This is a genomic window from Pseudarthrobacter sp. 01T43, assembly GCF_056398665.1.
In genome coordinates this window covers 465,155-484,453 of the sequence record NZ_JBFTPV010000003.1, presented here as the reverse complement: position 1 = coordinate 484,453, position 19,299 = coordinate 465,155, and the positions used below count along the sequence as shown (strand labels likewise).

17 protein-coding genes and 1 tRNA gene are annotated in these 19,299 nt (G+C 65.2%); 13 read left to right on the top strand and 5 right to left on the bottom strand.

Going from position 1 to position 19,299, the window contains the following annotated elements; genetic code table 11:
- Positions 1-33: 33 nt before the first annotated feature.
- The 3 genes from AC1DIM_RS05720 to AC1DIM_RS05710 all read right to left on the bottom strand — a co-directional run bounded on the left by AC1DIM_RS05720 (position 34) and on the right by AC1DIM_RS05710 (position 1,066).
- Positions 34-474, bottom strand: coding sequence for an NUDIX hydrolase (locus AC1DIM_RS05720; RefSeq protein WP_477709524.1), 441 nt, complete (start codon positions 472-474; stop codon positions 34-36).
- A gap of 44 nt (positions 475-518) precedes the next feature.
- Complete coding sequence (locus tag AC1DIM_RS05715) at positions 519-992, bottom strand: DUF6314 family protein (protein ID WP_477709523.1); 474 nt, start codon at positions 990-992, stop codon at positions 519-521.
- A gap of 1 nt (position 993) precedes the next feature.
- A tRNA-Arg gene (locus AC1DIM_RS05710) sits at positions 994-1,066 on the bottom strand.
- 83 nt (positions 1,067-1,149) lie between these two features.
- On the opposite strand from AC1DIM_RS05710, the gene AC1DIM_RS05705 reads away from it, so the two are divergent.
- Positions 1,150-1,911: a DUF998 domain-containing protein gene (locus AC1DIM_RS05705; protein WP_477709522.1), complete on the top strand. Its 762-nt coding sequence runs from the start codon at positions 1,150-1,152 to the stop codon at positions 1,909-1,911.
- Positions 1,912-1,939: 28 nt separating this feature from the next.
- Here the strand turns inward: AC1DIM_RS05705 and AC1DIM_RS05700 are convergent, their stop codons facing one another.
- Positions 1,940-2,587, bottom strand: a complete 648-nt coding sequence (locus tag AC1DIM_RS05700; protein ID WP_477709521.1) for a hypothetical protein — start codon at positions 2,585-2,587, stop codon at positions 1,940-1,942.
- Positions 2,588-2,619: 32 nt separating this feature from the next.
- Here AC1DIM_RS05700 and AC1DIM_RS05695 point away from each other — a divergent pair, with 32 nt between their 5' ends.
- Both AC1DIM_RS05695 and pcrA read left to right on the top strand, forming a co-directional pair.
- The gene (locus AC1DIM_RS05695; RefSeq protein WP_477709520.1) at positions 2,620-3,447 is read left to right on the top strand and encodes an inositol monophosphatase family protein; all 828 of its coding nucleotides are present in this window, start codon (positions 2,620-2,622) and stop codon (positions 3,445-3,447) included.
- 113 nt (positions 3,448-3,560) lie between these two features.
- Positions 3,561-6,158, top strand: coding sequence for a DNA helicase PcrA (gene pcrA, locus AC1DIM_RS05690; RefSeq protein WP_477709519.1), 2,598 nt, complete (start codon positions 3,561-3,563; stop codon positions 6,156-6,158).
- Positions 6,159-6,211: 53 nt separating this feature from the next.
- Here pcrA and AC1DIM_RS05685 read toward each other — a convergent pair whose 3' ends face one another.
- The gene (locus AC1DIM_RS05685; protein ID WP_477709518.1) at positions 6,212-7,597 is read right to left on the bottom strand and encodes an MBL fold metallo-hydrolase RNA specificity domain-containing protein; all 1,386 of its coding nucleotides are present in this window, start codon (positions 7,595-7,597) and stop codon (positions 6,212-6,214) included.
- A gap of 180 nt (positions 7,598-7,777) precedes the next feature.
- On the opposite strand from AC1DIM_RS05685, the gene AC1DIM_RS05680 reads away from it, so the two are divergent.
- From AC1DIM_RS05680 to AC1DIM_RS05635, 10 genes are all read left to right on the top strand, one after another.
- Positions 7,778-8,485 (top strand): hypothetical protein, encoded by a 708-nt coding sequence (locus AC1DIM_RS05680; protein WP_477709517.1) that lies wholly within the window; start codon positions 7,778-7,780, stop codon positions 8,483-8,485.
- A gap of 222 nt (positions 8,486-8,707) precedes the next feature.
- Entirely contained in the window at positions 8,708-9,877 is a 1,170-nt protein-coding gene (sucC, locus tag AC1DIM_RS05675; protein ID WP_477709516.1) for an ADP-forming succinate--CoA ligase subunit beta, read from the top strand.
- An 11-nt stretch (positions 9,878-9,888) separates the two neighbouring features.
- Positions 9,889-10,791, top strand: a complete 903-nt coding sequence (gene sucD, locus AC1DIM_RS05670) for a succinate--CoA ligase subunit alpha (protein WP_477709515.1) — start codon at positions 9,889-9,891, stop codon at positions 10,789-10,791.
- Positions 10,792-11,148: 357 nt separating this feature from the next.
- A complete protein-coding gene (locus AC1DIM_RS05665; protein WP_477709514.1) occupies positions 11,149-11,553 on the top strand; it encodes a tautomerase family protein in 405 nt (134 codons plus the stop codon).
- 212 nt (positions 11,554-11,765) lie between these two features.
- On the top strand, positions 11,766-12,797 hold the full coding sequence (iolC, locus tag AC1DIM_RS05660) for a 5-dehydro-2-deoxygluconokinase (RefSeq protein WP_477709513.1): 1,032 nt from the start codon (positions 11,766-11,768) through the stop codon (positions 12,795-12,797).
- Positions 12,794-13,717: a Cgl0159 family (beta/alpha)8-fold protein gene (locus tag AC1DIM_RS05655; RefSeq protein WP_477709512.1), complete on the top strand. Its 924-nt coding sequence runs from the start codon at positions 12,794-12,796 to the stop codon at positions 13,715-13,717. Before iolC ends, AC1DIM_RS05655 begins: the two co-directional genes overlap by 4 nt.
- Positions 13,718-13,743: 26 nt before the next feature.
- Entirely contained in the window at positions 13,744-15,672 is a 1,929-nt protein-coding gene (gene iolD, locus AC1DIM_RS05650) for a 3D-(3,5/4)-trihydroxycyclohexane-1,2-dione acylhydrolase (decyclizing) (protein ID WP_477709543.1), read from the top strand.
- Positions 15,673-15,716: 44 nt separating this feature from the next.
- Complete coding sequence (locus AC1DIM_RS05645) at positions 15,717-17,231, top strand: CoA-acylating methylmalonate-semialdehyde dehydrogenase (RefSeq protein ID WP_477709511.1); 1,515 nt, start codon at positions 15,717-15,719, stop codon at positions 17,229-17,231.
- Between the two features lie 92 nt (positions 17,232-17,323).
- Positions 17,324-18,241, top strand: a complete 918-nt coding sequence (locus AC1DIM_RS05640) for a sugar phosphate isomerase/epimerase family protein (protein WP_477709510.1) — start codon at positions 17,324-17,326, stop codon at positions 18,239-18,241.
- Positions 18,242-18,270: 29 nt separating this feature from the next.
- Positions 18,271-19,284 carry a Gfo/Idh/MocA family protein gene (locus AC1DIM_RS05635; protein ID WP_477709509.1) on the top strand — a complete coding sequence of 338 codons (1,014 nt, stop codon included), beginning with the start codon at positions 18,271-18,273 and terminating at the stop codon, positions 19,282-19,284.
- The last annotated feature ends 15 nt before the right edge of the window (positions 19,285-19,299 follow it).

The following is a 19,299-nucleotide window of genomic DNA, read 5'->3' as shown; positions in this document are numbered from 1 at the left end:
TAAGGCGGCACTATAGCGCCGAGATCTCGCCGCTCACCGGCGGGAGGCGGCCAAGAGCGGCAGGATGTGGTCCGTCAGGAGCGGCGCCAGGTCCGCCGCGAGCTGGTCCAACGCGCCCCGGACCAACGCACCCTGTTCTAGTGCGGCCAGGTCCAGCCAACGGATTTCGGCGATTTCGGCCGACGGGCGGGCTGTCCAGGTACTGGGTGCCAGGAAGACGGTGGCTTCGATGTCGGTTTCGGCCTCGTTTGCGGCGTCGGCAATCCAGACACCCATCAGTTCGAGGTCGCCCGGCGCAACAATGATCCCCACTTCCTCTGCCAGTTCCCGGGACGCAGCCTGGACGGCGCTTTCGCCGGGTTCGGGCTTGCCGCCGGGGTGCATAAACATGGTGGTGCCGCGCTTGCGGACGGTCAGGAGCCGCCCGGCGTCGTCGAACACGCAGACGGCAGAGACAACAATGCGGGCTTTCACGGCTTCGAGCCTAATACTGTTCGGCCCGGCCCACCCTGGCCTGTTCACGGCAGTCGCCGGAGCGCCGACGTCAGCAGCAGGTCCTTGCGCGGTCCGCTGACGTCCCAGGTGTAGCCGAACGCGTCCGGGCCCTCGTAGCTGTAGTCGACATGGTAGGTGTCGGGGTCGCACCAGTGGGTGTCCAAATTAGCTTCCGGAGTGAAACTCATCCGGTGGAAGGGGCGCCCATCGTCGAAACATACGTCCAGGGTGTCAACCCGGTCGGCGGGTTTCAGGAGGTACTTCCGGGAGGCGGGGCCGGCGAAGGTGGGCCAGCGGATGGTGCCTTCTTCACGGAACACCAGGCCGCCGTCGTCCGTGGGAACAAAATGTACGACGCCGGAAAACGTTCCGCGGGTGCCGGCCGCCCGGTCCAGCAGTTGCCTTTCAACGGACCACTTTCCCGCAACGGCGGGGCGGGCCGGCGATAGGCCGAGCAGGTAGGCGCGGAGGCCGAAGTCCGGAGCAGGAAGGTTCAAGTGCCCTCGATTGGAATCGAACCAACGACACCGGCTTTAGGAGAGCCGTGCTCTATCCACTGAGCTACGAGGGCGCGTGTCCGTTGTTCCGGCAGGGCCGGTCCGTCCGGACACGGATACAAGCATACAAGGTGGGAGGCCGTACTACGCTCTTGGCATGAGTTCAGCACCGTCGTACGCTCCCGCCGCGGTCTTTATCCCGGACACGGCGTCCACCCGCCATTACATCGGCGCCTGGTCCGTCCTGAGCGTCCTGCAGTATTTTGTGGCCGAAGAAGCCGTGATCGGGGGCTGGGCCGGGCCGCGGCCCTATGACCGCCTGACCGGCTATATCAGCGACCTGGGTGCGCTCCATTGCGGGGTCTATGCCGGCCGAGACGTCTGTTCGCCGCTCCACTGGCTGATGAACGCTTCCTTTGTGGCGCAGGGGCTGGGCATGCTCCTGGGCGCATTGCTGCTGACTTCGGGGTTGCTGTGTGTCGCCGCCCGGCCGGGAGCGAGGGTACAGCCGGGACGCCGGAAACCCTGGCTGGCCGCGGTCTGGGTCCGGATCCTGGCCGGCACCGCCGGCGCCGGGACCATGATCGTGGGACTGGTACCGGAGGACCTCGGTTCCGGCTGGCACTACACCGGCGCGCTCATGTACTTTATTGCGGGCGCCCTGGCGTTGCTGGTGCTGGGCGCTTTGTGGCTGCGGCAGACGCCGCTCGCATGGTTCGTTTTAGTGTGCGGGGTGGCTTCGCTCGCAGCACTGGTGACCGGGGCCCTGACGCGGATGGACGTTCCAGAGCCCGGCGCGCTGGAACGGCTGATGGGGTATCCCGTGACGGTCGGCATGGCAGCCGCGGGCCTGGTGATAGCTCAGCGCGTGCACCGGCACCGGCGGGAGCTTCGCCTTCACCCATCCGTTGCTCCGTAAACGCCGTTAAGGGCGCCCACAAGGGCAGTTACGCAGCAGTCGATGGGGAGGCGGCCGTTTCGGCAGACTTTCTGGCCAGGAACACGGCGGCGGCACCGGCCAGCAGGCTCAGAACGAACAGCACCCACCCCGTAACGGTGAGAGCGGATGCCAAGGCGACCTGGCCGGCGTCGGCCGTTTCTGCAGCAAGCGCTGCATCAATGGTGACGTTGCCCCACAAACGGACCACCACAAACAGCAGCGGGACGGCCCACAGAGCCCACCGGAGCGATTTCCTGGCCACGTTGGTGCCGATCAGCAGCAGCCAGGTGAAGCCGAAGATGAGCGGGAACAGTGTGCCTGCGGTTTTGTGGATGTAGTTGAGCTGGCCGCGGGCGTCGCCGTCCATCGCAGCGTTCAGCTGGCCAACGTAGGACGCGTCGAAGCCGCCCACCAGGGAATCCGGCATGGCCAGTCCGCCGGACAGCTGGGTCATCTGGTTCAGCACGAGCAGGTGCAGGTACCAGAACAGGAACAGGCTGGCCACCACGCCCGCGATCAGGATTAAGTTGGTGTTGGACTGGGCCTTCTGCGGCGTACGGCTGGTGGTGGGGTTGATCACCGGCGGAAGGTTGTGCTGCGGCACAACCGCCTTCGAGCCGTGCTTCTTGATCCGCTGCGCTGGGGTTTTGGCCATGGCACCATTATGGCGCTGCATAGACTGGTGCAATGACCACTGGCAGGCACAGCGCCCTCGAACTTGACCCCGCCCTGGATGACTACCAACTGGCATCGGCGCTGGTGCGCGAGGCCGGGCAGCTGGCGCTGCTGATGCGCATGGCCGGCCTGCAGTCGACGCAGAAAACGTCCATCTCCGACGTGGTGACGGCGGCCGATCACGCCGCCGAAGCCTATGTTTTGGAGCAGCTCCAGCGGTGCCGGCCGGACGACGGGATCCTGGGCGAGGAGGGCGCCTCGGTAGCCGGTACCAGCGGCCGGACCTGGGTGATCGACCCCGTAGACGGCACCTACAACTTCCTGCACGGATCCACGTACTGGTGCTCGGCCATTGCCCTGAAGGACTCCTCAGACGTGCTGCTGGGCGCGATCTTCCAGCCGGAGGAGGACAAACTGTGGCTCGGCGGGACTGCGCAGGCCGCGACACTGAACGGTGAGGCGCTGGCTGCTTACCGGGACGGCGGTGCGCGCAACCGCAACCCCCTCGCAGAAGTCGGGGCGGCCACCTACATCCACCCCACGTGGCTGATGGATCCGCTCTGCGCCATGCCGTGGCACGCCGCGGCGACCTCCGCCGCCGCCCTGCGCATGTTCGGCTCCGGATCCTGCGACCTGGGCCGCGTGGCCGACGGTGAGCTGGGCTGCTGGTTCCAGCACAGCTGCCCGGAATGGGACTGGCTGCCGGGCCAGGCGATTGTCCGCGCCGCGGGCGGCGCCACGGACACCGTGCAGGTCAACGGGCTGCAGTGGTTCATGGCTGGAGGCACGACGGCGGTGCAAGAGCTGCGTGTGGCACTCCTCTCCGGCTCGGTGGCCTGAGCCGGGGCTGGGTACTGCTGGCGGGCTGCTGGCGGCAGCGTGGTGCCGGGAAGGCAGTGTTATCCACAGGTTGGACCTGACTGTCAGCCCCACCGCCTAGACTTGTAGGCACCATGGATATGTTGTTTGACCCGTACTCTGACGGACCGTTCAAGGCTGCATCGGCAGCGTCAGCCCGCACCAAGTCGCGCCCGGAAGGCCTTTCCCGGGCTGCCGAATTGGGTGGCGGCGGGACCGGGCAGCAGCGCCCGGCTGACAGCGGCCAGCGCACGGGTGACACCGCCCAGCGCACGGGTGACACCTCGCAGTTCCCGGGCGGCTGGGCCAGCCAGCAGCCCCGCGGAGAGGGCGACGGCGACCAGCCGCACCACCGGCCGAATGCGGCGGAGCTGCTGCAGGGGCTGAACCCGCAGCAGGAAGAGGCCGTCAAGCACGCCGGCAGCGCCCTGCTGATTGTGGCCGGCGCAGGCTCGGGCAAGACCCGTGTGCTCAGCAACAGGATTGCGTACCTGATTGCCACCCACCGGGCCCATTACGGGGAGATCCTGGCTATCACCTTCACCAACAAGGCTGCCGCGGAGATGCGGGAGCGCATCGCGGCGCTGGTGGGCGGCCGGGCCAAGATCATGTGGATTTCCACGTTCCACTCCTCCTGCGTCCGCATCCTGCGCCAGGAAGCGGCGAACGTGGGCCTGAAGTCAAACTTCTCCATCTACGACTCCGCCGACTCCTTGCGCTTGGTGACCCAGGTGTCCAAGAGCCTGGACCTGGACCCCAAAAAGTTCGCGCCAAAGGCCATTCAGCACAAGATCTCCGCGCTGAAGAACGAGCTCATCGACGCCGACTCGTTCGCCTCCACCGCCAATTTCAACGATCCGTTCGAAAGCGCTGTGGCGGACGTCTTCAAGGGCTACACCCAGCGGCTGCGCCAGGCCAACGCCATGGACTTCGACGACCTCATCGCGGAGACTGTCTACATGTTCCGGGCCTTCCCGGCGCTCGCGGASTCCTACCGCCGCCGGTTCCGGCACGTCCTGGTGGACGAATACCAGGACACCAACCACGCCCAGTACGCCCTGGTCCGGGAGATTGTGGGCGAGGGCCCCGGCGCGTCCGAGCTCACGGTGGTGGGCGACTCGGACCAGTCCATCTACGCCTTCCGCGGCGCTGACATCCGCAACATCGTGGAGTTCGAGAAGGACTACCCGGAAGCCCGCACCATCAAGCTGGAGCAGAACTACCGCTCCACCCAGAACATCCTCACCGCGGCCAACTCCGTGATCTCCCGCAACCCCAACCGCCCGGAAAAGCGGCTGTGGACGGCGGAGGGCGATGGCCACAAGATCATCGGCTACGTGGGCGAGAACGAGCACGACGAAGCCCGGTTCATTGCCAAGGAAATTGACCGGCTCCAGGACGAGGACAACCTCCGCCCCGGCGACGTCGCTATTTTCTACCGCACCAACGCGCAGTCGCGGTCCATCGAGGACGTGCTGGTCCGGGTGGGCCTGCCGTACAAAGTGGTGGGCGGCACCCGCTTCTACGAACGCAAGGAAATCAAGGACGCCCTCGCGTACCTCCGGGTCCTGGTCAACCCGGACGACGACGTCAACCTGCGCCGGGTGCTCAACGAACCCAAGCGCGGCATCGGTGACCGCGCCGAAGGTGCCGTGGCGGCGCTCGCGTCGCGGGAGCGGATGTCGTTCATGGCGGCCGCCCGGCGTGCCGAGGAGGCCCCAGGCATGGCAACGCGCTCCGTCAACGCCGTCCTGGGGTTCGTGAAACTGCTCGATGACCTCGCCGAGGTCGCCTCCGGCTCGGGTGCGGCCGCAGCGCTGGAGGCCGTCCTGGAGCAGACCGGCTACCTGGCCGGGCTGCGTTCCAGTACTGATCCACAGGATGAGTCCCGCGTGGAGAACCTGGCGGAACTCGTCGCCGTCGTGCGTGAATACGAACAGGAGAACCCGGAAGGGTCCCTGGGCGCTTTCCTGGAGCAGGTGTCCCTGGTGGCTGACGCGGACCAGATTCCCGACGCCCCGGGCGCGGACATCGACGCCGCCGTGGCTGAGGCCAAGCGCCTGGGCGTGGTCACGCTGATGACCCTCCACACCGCCAAGGGCCTCGAATTCCCCGTGGTGTTCCTGACCGGCATGGAGCATGGGCTGTTCCCGCACCAGCGCTCGGCTACGGACCCCAAGGAGCTCGCGGAAGAACGCCGCCTGGCCTATGTGGGCCTGACCCGCGCCCGCAAGCGCCTCTACGTCACCCGGTCCGAAGTCCGCAGCATGTGGGGCCAGAGCCAGTACAACCCCGCCAGCCAGTTCCTCGAGGAAATCCCGGCCGAGCTGGTGGAGTGGAAGCGCGAAGGCACCAGCAGGCAAACCGGCGGCTGGGGGAGCGGTGGGTCCATCGGCTCCAGCCGGTACGGTGGATCGTTCTGGGGTGCAGGCTCCTCCCGCGGGCCCGCGGCCGATTCCTCGGCGGGTTTCAATGCGGATGTGCCGGCCGTCATCGCCAAGAACCGGGTCCAGCCACAAAAGGAAATCGTGGCCGTCAGTGTGGGGGACAAGGTCAACCACACCAGCTTCGGCAACGGCACGGTGCTGGCACTGGAAGGCGCGGGGGACAAGACCGTTGCCAAGGTGAAGTTCGACGTCGGCGAGAAGCGGCTCCTGCTCCGCTACGCGCCGCTGACCAAGCTGGACGCTTAAGCACTGGACGCTTAAGCACTGCACGCCTGAGCGAAACTGCGGGGAGCGGGCTTCTACTCCGGATGGTCTACTGAGACGGATTCAAGGTACTCGGGTACACGGGCCTTCCACCCCAGCTCACGTTTGATCCGGATGCGGATGGCATCGGATGAGTCAGCTTCCCCATGGGTGATATAGGTCATGGCCGGCGCGGTTGGGGCGGCCTGCATCCATCGGATCAACTCGTCGGCGTCCGCGTGGGCGGACAGGCCTTCCATCTGGATGACTTCCGCGCCGATCCGGATGTCCCGGCCGTAGATGCGCAGATGCTGCTCGCCCGCCGCGAGGGATGCGCCTCTGGTTCCCGCAGCCTGGTATCCGCTGAGGATGATCGCGTTACGCGGATCGGGACCGTAGTTTTCAAGGTGATGCAGGATCCTGCCTCCGGTGAGCATGCCGCTGGCGGACAGGATGATCATGGGGCCGCCCCGGAGATTGAGCAGTTTGGAATCATCGGCGCTTCGGACGGGGGTGGCCAGTTTGTACATCGCCTCAAATTCGTGCTTTTCGAGCCTGTGTTCTTCACGGTGGCGCTGATACATGCCGGATGCATCAATGGCCATAGGACTGTTGAGATAGACAGGGATATGCGGGACCGCATCCTTGCTCATCAGGCGGGACAGGTGCAGCAACACCGTCTCGGCCCGTCCCACGGCGAAGGCCGCGATCATGATCACACCCTGCCGTTTGGCGACGCGCCTGATGATCTCGCCCAGTTCGGCCTCGGGATCTCCGCCGGGGTGTGCCCGGTTCCCGTAGGTGGATTCGGTCACCAGCACGTCGACGGATTCCAGGGCTCTGGGCGGATACATCAGCGGATCGTTAGCCCGGCCGAGATCGCCGGTGAAATGCACGGATCGGCCGTCGAGGTTGAGATGGATCTGTGCAGCGCCGAGGATGTGGCCGGCGGGAAGGAACGTTGCCTCAATTCCGTTTCCCAGCGCGAACGGGGTGTCGAAGCCCCGGGTCTCAAAGCTGTTGAGGGAACGAACGGCGTCTTCCGCGGTATAGAGCGGCGCCGGGGGACGATGTTGGGAAGACCCCCGGTTATCTGCGTAGCGGGCTTCCTCCTCCTGCAGGTATCCGCTGTCAGGCAGGAGCAGCGTGCACAGTTCGGTGGTCCCCGGTGTTGCATAGACCGGCCCGCGGAAGCCGTCCCGTACCAGCGCGGGGACGTAGCCGGTGTGGTCCAGATGGGCGTGGGTGAGGACTACGGCATCAAGGCTTGCCGGACTGACGGGAAAGGCTATGCGGTTTCGATCCCGGATCCGTTTGTAGCCTTGAAAGAGCCCACATTCCACCAGGATTCGCTTTCCGCGTGATTGGATCAGGTACCTGGATCCTGTCACGGTGTCTGTTGCGCCGAGAAACCTCAGCCTCGGCGACTGATTCTTCTCCACGGGGCGCTCCTTAGATGCGGGATTCCGGGAATAGGCCCAGGCCCACCAGCTTCCATGTGCCCAAGTGAAAACAGCCCACGCCCCGGAGATTTATTCGGCCACGGCTAAAGCGCAGAGCGAGCTGATCCTCAGGTTATCCGCAGCGGCTGAGCTCGGGTGCAGCCGCAGCCATGAAGCATAATGGGGACCATGCGACGGACTGTTCTGGGGATCTTCGCCGCCTTTATTCTGCTGGCGGCCACGGCCTGCACCATCACCACTGAGGACCCGGGTTACGTTGCGCCGCCGCCGCTGCCGCCCTTGGAACAGCTGGAACGGGCGGCCCTGGTGGACCCGGCCGGGTTCCGGACCGGCCAGGACGTCCTATCGTTTATCACCGAGGACCGGAACATCGCGTGCTCGCTGACGTCCGCCAAGGGTGAGCACCTCAACCTCCCGTACGCGCCGAACAGCTTCATGGACAGCGCCAACGACAAAATGGCCACTGTTCCGGTGGCATACTGCCAGTTGGCGAGCTACCCCAAACCTGCCGCCGTCGACATCAAGGACGATTGCGCCGGCACCGGGTTGGGCTATCTCGGCGGCACGGCGCTGCTCACACCGGAGAAGGTCACCTACGGGGAATGCCGTTCAGGTGTCACACAAATGGAGGCCGCTTACGGGCCCAAGGGGAGCAAGACCGGCCCGCTCAGCGAACTGCCTGTCCTGGCGGACGGTGCCAACCTGGAACGGAACGGGCTCCGCTGCTCCGCCTACAACCACGGCGTGGCGTGCGGCAACGTCTCCGGTGGCGTCGCCTTCTTCGTCGCCAGGGATCATTACGGAGCCTTTTCGAAGTCTGCCGAAACAACCGGCCCGGCCCCGTCTGAAGGTGCAAAAACCCCGTAATCTAGGGGTTTTTCTACGCTCCATAGAATAGTGTGCTTACTCACATAAGAGGTACTGTGGAACGGGCCGGTCCTCAGAGAGGACTAGAGTTCCGAGTGGAGCATCGCATGCTGTGGCTCGTTTCCGAACAGGTCGCAGGTGCTTGCAATCCGCAGCCCGGTCATCGTCTTCGGCGGTGTCCGACTGTACAGAAACTACTTCGACGTAGAAGGACACTAAACCGTGGACCTGTTTGAATACCAGGCGCGCGATATGTTCGAGGCGCACGGTGTACCCGTGCTTGCCGGCATCGTGGCGTACACCCCAGAAGAAGCAAAAGCAGCAGCCGAAAAAATCGGCGGCGTGACTGTTGTTAAAGCACAGGTCAAGGTAGGCGGTCGCGGCAAGGCCGGCGGCGTCAAGGTAGCCAAGTCCGCTGATGAGGCGCTTGAGTACGCCACCGACATCCTGGGCATGGACATCAAGGGCCACACCGTTAACAAGGTGATGATTGCCCAGGGTGCCGACATCGCCGAGGAGTACTACTTCTCCGTGCTGCTGGACCGGGCCAACCGCAACTACCTGGCCATGTGCTCGGTTGAAGGCGGCATGGAAATCGAGCAGCTCGCCGTCGAACGCCCCGATGCGCTGGCCAAGGTCGCCATCGATCCGGCCGTCGGCATCGACCAGGCCAAGGCTGACGAAATCGTTGCAGCCGCAGGCTTCGCTGAGGAACTGCGCGGCAAGGTCGCCGCCGTGATCCTCAAGCTGTGGGACGTCTTCAAGAAGGAAGACGCCACCCTGGTGGAGGTCAACCCGCTGGTCAAGACCGGCGCGGGTGACATCGTGGCCCTGGACGGCAAGGTCTCGCTGGACGAGAACGCCGAGTTCCGTCACGCCAAGCACGCCCTCCTTGAGGACAAGGACGCTGCTGACCCGCTCGAGGCAAAGGCCAAGGCGCAGGACCTGAACTACGTCAAGCTGGACGGCGAAGTGGGCATCATCGGTAACGGTGCAGGCCTGGTTATGTCCACGCTGGACGTCGTTGCCTACGCCGGTGAAAACCACGGCAACGTTAAGCCCGCCAACTTCCTGGACATCGGCGGTGGAGCTTCCGCCGAGGTCATGGCTGCAGGCCTCGACGTCATCCTCGGCGACGAGCAGGTCAAGTCCGTGTTCGTCAACGTCTTCGGTGGCATCACCGCATGYGACGCYGTCGCCAAGGGCATCGTTGGTGCGCTGGCCGAGCTKGGCCACAACGCSAACAAGCCGCTGGTAGTCCGCCTCGACGGCAACAACGTTGAGGAAGGCCGCCGCATCCTGGCCGAGGCCAACCACCCGCTGGTTACCCTGGCCGCCACCATGGACGAGGGCGCCGACAAGGCCGCCGAGCTCGCCAACGCAGCTAAGTAAAGGGACGCACCATGTCTATCTATCTGAACAAGGACTCCAAGGTCATCGTCCAGGGCATCACCGGCGGCGAAGGCACCAAGCACACCGCCCTGATGCTGAAGGCCGGCACCAACATCGTGGGCGGCGTCAACGCCCGCAAGGCCGGCACCACGGTCATGCACGGGGATGCTGAAATCAACGTCTATGGCACCGTCAAGGAAGCCATGGCAGAAACCGGCGCCGACGTCTCCATCGTCTTTGTCCCGCCGGCATTCACGAAAAACGCCGTTGTTGAAGCCATCGAAGCCGGCATCGGCCTCGTAGTTGTCATCACCGAAGGCGTGCCCGTCCAGGATTCCGCCGAGTTCTGGGCCCTCGCCCAGGCTACGGTTGACGCCGACGGCAACCAGGTCACCCGCATCATCGGACCGAACTGCCCCGGCATCATCACCCCGGGCGAAGCGCTGGTCGGCATCACGCCGAACAACATCACCGGCAAGGGCCCCATCGGACTCGTCTCAAAGTCAGGCACCCTGACCTACCAGATGATGTACGAACTGCGCGACCTTGGCTTCTCCACCGCCATCGGCATCGGCGGGGACCCCGTCATCGGCACCACGCACATTGACGCCCTGGCTGCGTTCGAAGCGGATCCCGAGACCAAGGCAATCGTGATGATCGGCGAAATCGGTGGCGACGCTGAAGAGCGTGCCGCCGAGTTCATCAAGGCGAACGTCACCAAGCCGGTTGTCGGCTACGTGGCCGGCTTCACCGCTCCCGAGGGCAAGACGATGGGCCACGCCGGCGCCATCGTCTCCGGTTCCGCAGGAACCGCGCAGGCCAAGAAGGAAGCCCTCGAAGCCGCAGGCGTGAAGGTCGGCAAGACGCCGTCCGAGACCGCCACGCTGCTGCGCGAAGTTTTCGCAGCGCTCTAGGCTCGAAGCGCCACAGCACCACAAACGCGGGGTCACTCCCTGCCCCTTCCAGAGGTTGGATCGGGCACGGAGTGGCCCCGCGTTGCTGTTTAAAGATTGCTGACTAAAGCACGACGGCGTCCGTCACCTTCCACCGGAAGGCGGCGGGCGCCGTCGTCGTAAGTCCTTCCGTGCCGGATTCTGCCCAATCATTCGCCGGGGGACGACCCCGGGGCGCGGTATGACGCTGATGCGCTCTGTGGAGGAGCCAAGGATGGAGCAGAATCCGTCGCAGCCACTAAGAAAGCCCGCAACCTTCTTGTTCCACGATCCTTGATTTTGTTAGTATGTCAGGACAAACTAACTCAGGGAGAAGCAATGCCGTTGGTTCGAATTGATGTCAATGCCGGCCGAAGTCCCGAGGAGCTTGGCGGCCTCAGCCGCCGGATCCACGATGCCATCCTGGCCGAGTATGGCATTCCGGAGCGCGACTATTTCCATATCGTGACGGAGCATCCACTGGGCCAGATATTCGCCCAGGACGCCGGTCTTGGCTTTGAGCGCAGTTCCGATGTGGTGATGATCCAGATCTTCACTCAGGGCGGGCGCAGCCAGGAGGCCAAGCAGTCTCTCTTTGCGGCCATTGCTGAGCAGTTGGCCGAAGTGGGGGTGACTGGTGAGGATGTTTTCCTTGGCTACGTGGAAAACAGTGCAAGCGACTGGTCTTTCGGGTTTGGGCGCGCCCAGTATGTCACGGGCGAATTGGAGATTCCGCGCAAATAGGGGGCAGGCAGGGGCATCCGGGCCCGGATTCGGGCCCGCCGGGAGCGCCTGCCAGGAAGCTTACGTTTTGTTGTAAATATGTCAGTACAAACCTTTGACAGGACATGAATATTGGTGCAGAGTAGTGGTTGTGGCCCCGCTCACGTGCGGTCCGGCCCAGGCACCGGAGCTCCGTCCCGCAAGAGTTCACAACAGAAAGGTCCGCGATTACCGTGACCCACGAACTGCTCACGATCGGGCGCATCAGCGTTGATATCTACCCGAACGACATTGGGGTGGACCTGGAGGACGTGCAGTCCTTCGGCAAGTACCTCGGCGGCTCACCCTCGAACGTAGCGGTGGCAGCTGCCCGCCATGGCCGCAGGACCGGCGTGATCACCCGCACCGGCGACGACGCCTTCGGCACCTACCTGCACCGCGAGCTGCGCAAGTTCGGCGTGGACGACCAGTTCGTCACCCCGGTCAAGGAGTGGCCCACCGCGGTGACGTTCTGTGCGATCAAGCCGCCGGATGATTTCCCGCTGTACTTCTACGGCCGGTTCCCCACCGCGCCGGACCTCCAGATCAGGGCCGAAGAGCTTGACCTGGACGCCATCCGGGCGGCACGTATCTTCTGGTCAACCGTGACCGGATTGTGCCAGGAGCCCAGCCGTGAGGCGCATCTGAAGGCCCATGAGGCCCGGGACCGTGACCAGCTGAAGATCGGCCAGTTCACGGTCCTTGACCTTGACTACCGGCCCATGTTCTGGGCTTCCGAGGAGGAAGCCCGGGGCGAGATCGCGAAGATTCTGCCGCACGTTACAGTTGCCATCGGTAACGACAAGGAATGCGCTGTTGCGGTAGGGGAGGGAACTCCTGACGAGCAGGCAGACCGGCTGCTGGCCGCCGGCGTGGAGATCGCCGTGGTGAAGCTCGGTCCCGACGGTGTCATGGCCAAGACCCGTTCGGAGCGCGTTGTGTCAGCACCCGTGAAGGTGGAGACCGTCAACGGGCTGGGAGCCGGCGATTCCTTTGGCGGTGCTTTCTGCCATGGTCTGCTGGCCGGCTGGCCGCTCGCGGAAGTGCYGGACTTCGCCAACGCAGCGGGTGCCATTGTCGCCTCCCGTCTTTCCTGCGCAGATGCGATGCCGACGCCGGACGAAGTCACCTCGCTGCTGGCCGACCGCGGCCGACTGGTGCCCGAATTCGCCGGCGCGGCTGCACCTACATCCCATGCAGCAGTCTCCGAAGGAGCAGCGTCTTGAGCGCCAACGACGATCCCCGCCGCTACCAGCACCTGAGCGCCCTCCGGCTCGAAGATCCAGACGCCGTGGCCCGCGCCGCAGCCACGCGCAGGCGCCACCCGGGGCTGAAGTACGGTGTTCAGAACTTCATCGTCGCCGCCGACCACCCCGCCCGCGGAGCCCTCTCCGTGGGAAACGACCAGGTGGCCATGGCGGACCGGCTTGACCTGCTGGACCGCCTCCGGATCGCCCTGGCGAACCCCGCCGTGGACGGTGTGCTCGCGTCACCGGACATCATGGATGACCTGCTCCTGCTGGGGGCCCTGGAGGGCAAGCTTGTCTTCGGTTCCATGAACCGCGGTGGCCTGGCCGGGCTCGTCAACGAAATTGATGACCGCTTCACCGGCCACACCGCCGAGGCCCTGGCGGCACTGGGAGCCGACGGCGGCAAGATGCTCACCCGCATCTGCCTCGGCGACCCGGACACCGCCTCCGCCCTGGAAGCCACGGCGCGGGCCGTCGATTCGCTCGCCGCACGTAAGCTGATCGCCATGGTGGAACCGTTCCTCTCGGTCTGGCAGAACGGCAAGGTCCGCAACGACCTCAGCCCGGACGCCGTCATCAAGTCCGTCGCGATCGCGCAGGGACTGGGCTCCACGAGCGCCTACACGTGGATGAAGCTGCCCGTGGTTGCCGAGATGGAACGCGTCATGGCGTCCACCACGCTGCCCACAGTGCTCCTCGGCGGGGACCCGGAAGGCACCCAGGATGAGGTCTTTGCCAGCTGGCAGGCCGCACTGGCCTTGCCAGGAGTCCAAGGCCTCACCGTGGGCAGGACCCTGCTTTACCCGGCCGACGGCGATGTGGCAGGAGCAGTCGCCACCGCCGCCTCGCTCCTCAAGACCCCTGTGCTGCAGTCCTCAGCGAAAGTATCGGAGTAATCATCGTGGGAACAACAACCCGCCGAATGACGGTGGCCCAGGCCGTCGTCGAGTACCTGTCCAAGCAGTACACCGTGGATTCCGTCGGTGGCCAGGAGTTCCGGCAGCGACTGATCCCCGGGACGTTCGGCATCTTTGGGCACGGCAATGTGGCCGGCGTGGGGCAGGCCTTGAAGCAGTACCAGCAGCTTGACCCGAGCATCATGCCCTACTACCAGGGCCGAAATGAGCAGGCCCAGGCGCACCAGGCCGTGGGCTACGCCCGCCACACCCGGCGCCGCCAGACCTTCGCCATTAGCACCTCGATCGGCCCGGGTTCCTCCAACCTGCTCACCGGCGCGGCGCTGGCGACGACCAACCGGCTGCCCGTCCTGCTTTTGCCTAGTGACACGTTCGCCACCCGCGCCGCGGACCCGGTCCTGCAGCAGCTTGAGCAGCCCTACGCCTACGACATCACCGTCAACGATGCGTTCCGGCCGCTGTCGAAGTTCTTCGACCGCGTCTCCCGGCCCGAGCAGCTCTTCTCAGCCTTCCACCACGGCCTCCGCGTCCTCACCGACCCGGCCGAGACCGGCGCGGTCACGATCTCGCTGCCCCAGGATGTCCAGGCCGAAGCGTTTGACGTCCCCGAGGAATTCCTGGCCGAGCGCGAATGGCGGATCCGCCGTCCCGAAGCCGACGACGGGGACATCGCCCGCGCCGCCGAGGCCATCCGCGCCGCCAAGCGCCCGCTGATCATTGCCGGCGGCGGCGTGCTCTACGCCTACGCCAACGATGAACTCGCTGCTTTCGTGGAGTTGACAGGCATTCCGGTGGGCAACACGCAGGCCGGCGTCGGCGTCCTGCCGTGGGATCACAAGTTCTCCCTCGGCGCGATTGGCTCCACCGGAACGACGGCGGCGAACGCCATCGCTGCCGAAGCTGACCTGATCATCGGCATCGGCACGCGCTACGAGGACTTCACTACGGCGTCGCGGACGGCGTTCCAGAATCCGGACGTGCGGTTCATCAACATCAACGTTGCCGCGATCGACGCGTACAAGCACGGCACCACGCTCCCGATCGTGGCCGACGCCCGCAAGGCACTGGTCAAACTCAACGCGGCGCTCGGCGGCTACCGCGTGGGCGCAGACCTGGAACAGCAGGTCGCGGCCGAGAAGAAGCGCTGGGACGCCACCGTGGATGAGGCCTTCGATACCCGTTTCACGCCGTTGCCGGCCCAGAACGAAATCATCGGCGCCACGTCCCGCGCCATGGACGCGGCCGACGTCGTCATTTGCGCTGCCGGGTCCCTGCCCGGTGACCTGCACAAGATGTGGCGGGTGCGTGACCCGTTCGGCTACCACGTGGAATACGCCTACTCCTGCATGGGCTACGAAATCCCGGGTGGCCTGGGCGTCAAGCGCGCGGCGCTGGCCGAAGCCGCGCGCGGTGGTGAACAGCGCGACGTCGTGGTCATGGTGGGGGACGGCTCCTACCTGATGATGCACACTGAACTGGTCACCGCCGTCGCCGAACGCATCAAGCTGATCGTGGTCCTGATCCAGAACCACGGCTACGCCTCCATCGGCTCCCTGTCCGAATCGCTGGGCTCGCAGCGGTTCGGGACCCAGTACCGGGCCCTGAACGAGGAGCAGCACAGCTTCGACGAAGGCGACACCCTTCCCGTGGACCTGGCCCTGAACGCCGAAAGCCTTGGCGTGAAGGTGGTCAGGATCGAACCGGGGGAGAAGGTCATCGCCGAACTTGAACAGGCCATCCGGGATGCCAAGGCCGCACCCGAACGTGGCGGACCCATCCTGATCCACGTCGAATCCGACCCGCTGCTGGACGCACCGTCGTCCGAGTCCTGGTGGGACGTTCCCGTCTCTGCCGTTTCGGAGTTGGAGTCCACCCGGCAGGCCTACAAGACCTACACCGACCACAAGGACCGCCAGCGCAAGATGCTCGGCTAAGTTCCCGCCTTTCATCCCCTTTCGACTACTCAAGGAAGAGTCCCATGACTGCCACCTCCACTGAGACCACCACTATCAGCCACTTCATCAACGGCGCCGAGACCGCCGGCGAGGGTGACCGCACCCAGCCCGTTTACAACCCCGCCACCGGTGCCGTCTCGGCCCAGCTGCGGCTGGCCAACCGGGCAGACCTTGACGCCACCGTCGCCGCGGCCCGCGCCGCCGCCGACAGCTGGGGCGACATCTCCCTGGCCAAGCGCACCGCCGTCCTGTTCAAGTTCCGCGAACTCGTCGCCGCCCACGTGGATGACCTCGCCGAACTGATCACCGCCGAGCACGGCAAGGTCCTCTCCGACGCGAAGGGCGAGATCGGCCGCGGCCTGGAGGTCATCGAGTTCGCCTGCGGCATCCCAACCCTGCTCAAGGGCGACTACTCGGACCAGGTCTCCACCGGCATCGACGTCTTCTCCTTCCGTGAGCCGCTCGGCGTAGTTGCCGGCATCACCCCGTTCAACTTCCCCGTGATGGTGCCGCTGTGGATGGCCCCGATGGCCATCGCCACCGGCAACGCCTTCATCCTCAAGCCCTCCGAACGCGACCCCTCCGCCTCGATGCTGCTCGCCAAGCTGTGGAAGCAGGCTGGCCTGCCCGACGGCGTCTTCCAGGTCCTGCACGGCGACAAGGAAACCGTTGACGGGCTCCTGACCCACCCGGACGTGGACGGCATTAGTTTTGTTGGTTCCACCCCGATCGCCCAGTACGTCCACGAGACCGCCACCAAGCACGGCAAGCGTGTCCAGGCCCTTGGCGGGGCGAAGAACCACGCCATCGTGATGCCCGACGCCGACCTCGACAACGCCGCCGACCACCTCGCCGCCGCCGCCTTCGGCTCCGCCGGGGAACGCTGCATGGCGATCTCCGTGGCCGTCGCCGTCGGCGACGCCGCAGACCTGATCGTCAAAAAAGTCGAAGAACGCGCCCTGGCCGTGAAGGTCAACAACGGCACCGAACCCGGCGCGGAAATGGGCCCGGTGATCACCCCGGCGTCCAAGGAACGCATCGTCAGGATCGTCACCGAAGCCGAAGCCGCAGGAGCCGCCATGGTGGTGGACGGCCGCGACCTCGTGGTCCCCGGCCACGAGGACGGCTTCTGGGTCGGACCCACCGTACTGGACCACGTGAAGACCGAAATGACCGCCTACACCGAGGAAATCTTCGGACCCGTCCTCGTCGTCGTCCGCGTCCCGGACCTGGAGTCCGGCATCAAACTAATCAACGCCAACCCGTACGGCAACGGCACCGCTATCTTCACCTCCTCCGGCGCGAACGCCCGCACTTTCCAGCGCTCCGTGACCGTGGGCATGATCGGCATCAACGTCCCCCTGCCCGTCCCCGTGGCCTACCACTCCTTCGGCGGCTGGAAGGCCTCCCTCTTCGGCGACAAGCACATCTACGGCCCCGAGGGCGTGTCCTTCTACACCCGCGGCAAGGTAGTCACATCCCGCTGGCCGGAACCCACCCACGCCTCCGGCGCTTCGTACAACTTCCCGTCCAACTAATCCCCACCGCCAACCACCATCGATTGCTCCGTAAACGCCGTTTTGAGCGTCCAAAAGGGCACCTACGGAGCAATCGATGAGAAGGAACAGTCATGACTGACGTCGAGAACAAGCTCATCATCGGCACCGCCCCGGACTCCTGGGGTGTCTGGTTCCCGGACGACCCCCAGCAGACCCCGTGGGAACGCTTCCTGGATGAGGTTGCAGAGTCCGGCTACAAATGGATCGAGCTCGGTCCGTACGGCTACCTGCCCAACGACCGCACCCGGCTTGCAGAGGAACTCAAACAACGGGACCTGAAGGTCACCGCCGGAACGGTCTTTACCGCTTTCCACCGTGGCGCCAAACAGTACGACGAAGCCTGGGAGCCTGCCCGCAAGGTGGCCGAACTGACAGCGGCCATGGGCGGCGAAAACATCGTGGTCATCCCGGCCATGTGGCGTGACGATGTCACCGGCGAAGCGGTCGAGAGCGGCGAGCTCACCGAGGCGGCATGGGCCGACCTGTTCGCAGGACACAACCGCATGGGCAAGGTCCTGCTGGAGGACTTCGGGCTGAAGCAGCAGTTCCACTCCCACGCGGACTCCCACGTCGGGGCCCAACGCGACATCGAAACCCTGCTGGCCGCCACGGACCCGAAGTATCTCAACCTCTGCCTGGACACCGGCCACGCAGAATACTGCGGGGCATCCAGCCTTGAGCTGATCAAGAACTACCCGGACCGCATTGGCTACCTGCACCTGAAGCAGATCAACCCGGACGTCCTCCAGAAGGTCAACGAGGAAAACATGACTTGGGCCGCGGCCAACCTGGCCGGTGTGATGACCGAGCCGCCCAACGGCCTGCCGGACCTGCGTGCCGTCATCGAAGCCGTCGAGGCCCTCAACCGCCCGATCTTCGGCATTGTGGAGCAGGACATGTACCCCGTTGCCTTCGACGTCCCCATGCCCATCGCCAAGCGCACGCGCAACTACCTGCTCTCCTGCGGTTCCCGCACGCGGGTCCAGTAAATAGCCGAACCTCACCAAAGGACAGAACAATGACTGACATTCTCCGCGTTGCCGTGATCGGCGCAGGCCGGATGGGAGCCGACCACATCAAGCGGCTCAGYACCCGCATTCACGGCGCTGAAGTAGCCGCCGTCGTCGACGTCGATCTTGCCCGGGCGCAGGCCGCCATCGAAGGCATCGACGGTGCCGTGGCCCTGACCAGCGCCGATGAAGCGCTCAACAACGGCGACGTCAACGCCGTGCTGATCGCCACGCCGGGCTTCCTGCACGAGGAAATCCTGTACAAGGCACTGGAGAAGGATTTCCCCATCCTTTGCGAAAAGCCGCTCACGCCCGATGCGGAGAGCGCCTGGAAGGTTGTCCAGGCGGAGACCGCGCTGGGCCGCAAGCGTATCCAGGTTGGTTTCATGCGCCGCTTCGATGCAGAGTACGCGGCGCTGGGTTCGGTTATCCGCAACAGCGAACTGGGGGAGCTGCTGATGCTGCACCACCAGCACCGCAACCCGAGCACCCCCGAGGGCTTCACTAACGAGATGCTCATCAACGACTCCGTGGTCCACGAGTTCGATGCAATCCGCTACTTCACCGGTGAGGAAATCACCTCCGTCCAGGTCCGCCTCGGCAAAGCCACACGCAATGCCCCCAACGGCCAGCACGACCCGCAGCACGTCCTGCTGGAGACCGAGTCCGGTGTCCTGGCCGACGTCGAAATCTACGTCAACGCCAAGTTCGGCTACCAGGTGGCCACGCAGGCCTCGTTCGAGGACGGCATCGTGAGCATCGGCGGGGACAGCGGACCGTACATCCAGTCCGCGGGCAAGTGGGGCGGCAACGTCACGCCCGGGTTTGAGGACCGCTTCGGTGCGGCGTACGACGTCGAGGTCCAGGCTTGGGCGGACGCCGCCCGCCGCGGCGAAATCGGCGGCCCCACCGCCTGGGACGGCTACGCCACCGCAGCCTGCTGCGAGGCCGGCGTCGAGGCCCAGAAGTCAGGCGAGAAGGTCAAAGTCCAGCTCAACAGCAAGCCGGCGCTGTACACGTAGCTTTCCGAACCACAG

Excerpts from the sequence above, each read along its gene's own strand:
- iolD (WP_477709543.1), top strand. The coding sequence starts at position 13,744 with ATGACGGTGGCCCAGGCCGTCGTCGAGTACCTGTCCAAGCAGTACACC.
- AC1DIM_RS05645 (WP_477709511.1), top strand. The coding sequence starts at position 15,717 with ATGACTGCCACCTCCACTGAGACCACCACTATCAGCCACTTCATCAAC.
- AC1DIM_RS05695 (WP_477709520.1), top strand. The coding sequence starts at position 2,620 with ATGACCACTGGCAGGCACAGCGCCCTCGAACTTGACCCCGCCCTGGAT.
- sucD (WP_477709515.1), top strand. The coding sequence starts at position 9,889 with ATGTCTATCTATCTGAACAAGGACTCCAAGGTCATCGTCCAGGGCATC.
- AC1DIM_RS05705 (WP_477709522.1), top strand. The coding sequence starts at position 1,150 with ATGAGTTCAGCACCGTCGTACGCTCCCGCCGCGGTCTTTATCCCGGAC.
- AC1DIM_RS05680 (WP_477709517.1), top strand. The coding sequence starts at position 7,778 with ATGGGGACCATGCGACGGACTGTTCTGGGGATCTTCGCCGCCTTTATT.
- AC1DIM_RS05665 (WP_477709514.1), top strand. The coding sequence starts at position 11,149 with ATGCCGTTGGTTCGAATTGATGTCAATGCCGGCCGAAGTCCCGAGGAG.
- AC1DIM_RS05640 (WP_477709510.1), top strand. The coding sequence starts at position 17,324 with ATGACTGACGTCGAGAACAAGCTCATCATCGGCACCGCCCCGGACTCC.
- AC1DIM_RS05700 (WP_477709521.1), bottom strand. The coding sequence starts at position 2,587 with ATGGCCAAAACCCCAGCGCAGCGGATCAAGAAGCACGGCTCGAAGGCG.